Source organism: Bacillus sp. EE-W1, assembly GCF_009760835.1.
Classification (GTDB): Bacteria; Bacillota; Bacilli; order Bacillales; family Bacillaceae_G; genus Bacillus_A; species Bacillus_A wiedmannii.
In genome coordinates, this window is sequence record NZ_WIPE01000162.1 from 1 (window position 1) to 2,673 (window position 2,673).

The 2,673-nt window shown below is 32.9% G+C and carries 1 protein-coding gene; it reads left to right on the plus strand.

The genetic code is table 11. The features are described from left to right. Positions 1-24: 24 nt before the first annotated feature. Positions 25-2,673, plus strand: a 2,649-nt coding sequence (locus GFJ36_RS28820; protein WP_242016049.1) for a non-ribosomal peptide synthetase, incomplete at its 3' end; no start/stop codon positions are given.

Consider the following 2,673-nt stretch of genomic DNA (forward strand, 5'->3'; position numbering starts at 1 on the left):
CCTCGGAATAGAGTAGAGAGAAAATTGGTAGAAATTTGGTCAGAGGTATTAGGGATTGATTCCTCTGTCATTGGGGTAAACGCTAATTTTTTTGAGTTAGGTGGACATTCTCTCTTAGCAACTAAAATAACTTCACGTTTAGGTGTTGATTTTTCAATTCTAATACAAGTACGTGACATATTTGAATACCCTACTATTAAAAGTTTCTCAGAACGTTTAACATTTTTATTGGAAAAAATGGGGGAAAGCGATGTTTTAATACCATTACAATCAGTTAAACGTGAACAATACGAACCATTATCTTTCGCTCAACAGCGTTTATGGATAATGGATAAAATTGAAACAAATAGTGCACTTTACAATGTCCCGATTGCATGGCGTTTAAAAGGGAAATGGAACGTTGAGATGTTAAAAAAAGGATATGCTGCAATGATACATCGCCATGAAATTTTACGGACAGTATTTCAAGAAATTGACGGAAAACCAGTGCAAATTGTTCAAAAAGATATAACAGTTCCCTTATCAGTAATTGATTTATGTTATCTTTCTCCAGAAGATAAAATATCGAAAATGGATAAAATATCGAAAATAGAAGCTGAAAAGCCATTTGATTTAAGCCAAGGGCCTTTATTGCGTGCTCATTTAATAATAATGGACAATGAAGAGTTAGTACTTCTTTGTACCGTCCATCATATTATTTTTGATCGCTGGTCATTAGATACTTTTATTAATGAATGGATGAGTTTTTATCATGCATTTTTGGAAGACGAAACTGATAAGCTTTCCCCTTTACCTTTTCAGTATATTGATTTTACAAAGTGGCAAAAAAGCTGGTTAACAGAAGACATAATACAAAAACAAATAGCATATTGGAGGAATGAATTACGTGGCTTCCTTCCTATATTGGAACTCCCATTTGATTATCCTCGTCCAACAATACAAAGCTATAATGGAGATACGTATCAATTTGTCATACCCAATAAATTGTTAGAAAAAATAAAGGTATTTAATTATAAGGAAGGTGTTACACTATTTGCCACGTTATTAGCAAGTTATCAAGGGTTTCTTTCTCGTTATACAAATCAAAAAGATATTTTAGTAGGCAGCCCGATTGCTAATAGGAATTATCCAGGGGTTGAAGATCTTATTGGATTCTTTGCGAATACTGTAGTCTATCGTGCAGATTGCTCAAATAATATAACATTTAAAGAATTGGTCCAACAGATAAAGAAAAAAATGTTAGATGCACAAGAAAATCAGGACGTTCCTTTTGAAAAAGTTATAGAAGCCATACAACCAGAACGTGATATGAGTTATTCTCCACTATTTCAGACAATGTTTGTTTTTCATAATCAATTAAAAGAGTTACCAAAATTATTAGATCATAGCGTAGAAAAAATGCCTAGACATATGAATGGTGCAAAGTTTGATATAACTATAGCAATGGAAGAGGTACCAACAGGATTACAAGTGGACTTTGAATATAATACAGACTTATTTAAGGTTTCTACAATAAAAAGAATGGCTCAATCTTTTGAAATTTGGCTAGATGAAATTTTACAATTTCCGGAGGAACCTATTGAGAATTTAAGAATAATTACTAGGAAGGAAGAAAAGCAATTATTACATGAATGGACTAACATAGAGGGGAATTATCAAAAAGATGTGGTGATTCAAGAGTTATTTGAACAGCAAGTGATTCAGAATCCGAATTCTGTTGCGTTGGTATATAAAGAACAACAGTTAACTTATAAGGAATTAAATGAAAAAGTAAATCAATTAGCTTTTTATCTAAAGAAACGAAACGTAGGACCTGAAAGTATGGTAGGGGTTTATATAGAACGTTCTTTAGAGATGATTGTAAGTATATTAGGAATAATAAAAGCTGGTGGCGCATATGTCCCACTAGATCCAGCCTATCCAACAAAGAGACTTGAATATATCTTGAAAGATGCCAACATACAAGTATTGCTAACACAAAGTCATCTAACACAGTGGATACCTAAAGAAATAGACTGTATTGATATAAAAGAACATGAAATGAATATTTCGAGAGAAAAAAATACAAATCCTACAATTGAAGTTAAACCAGATAATTTAGCATATGTAATCTATACATCTGGATCCACAGGAAATCCAAAGGGTGTCCTTTATGCACAAAAAGGTCTATGCAATTTTATTAATGCCAGCATTGATTTTACAAAATTAAATACGAGTAGTAAGGTAGTTCAGTTTTCTTCAATTGCATTTGATGTTTCACTATATGATATATTCGCAACTCTGGTGTCGGGTGGAACTTTATATGTATGTGGTCAAAAAGATATTATGCCAGTTGAACCACTTACTCAGTTTTTGCTAGAAAATAAAATTACGCATGCATTTTTACCACCTACGGTACTTAATTTGTTAGATGAATCTAAATTTGAGGAATTACAAACTGTTATTTCTGCGGGTTCAGTCTGTAGTGAACAAGTGGCAAAACGGTGGGTGAAAAATCACCTCTTTATTAATGCATATGGTCCAACAGAGGCATCGGTTGCTACTATAGAAATTTATAGTGGTGAAGGGACACCACCTATTGGTCGATCTATTCCCAATGTAGAGGTATATGTATTAAATAAAGCTCAAAAACTTGTCCCTATTGGAACAGTGGGTGAACTTTATATAGGAGGT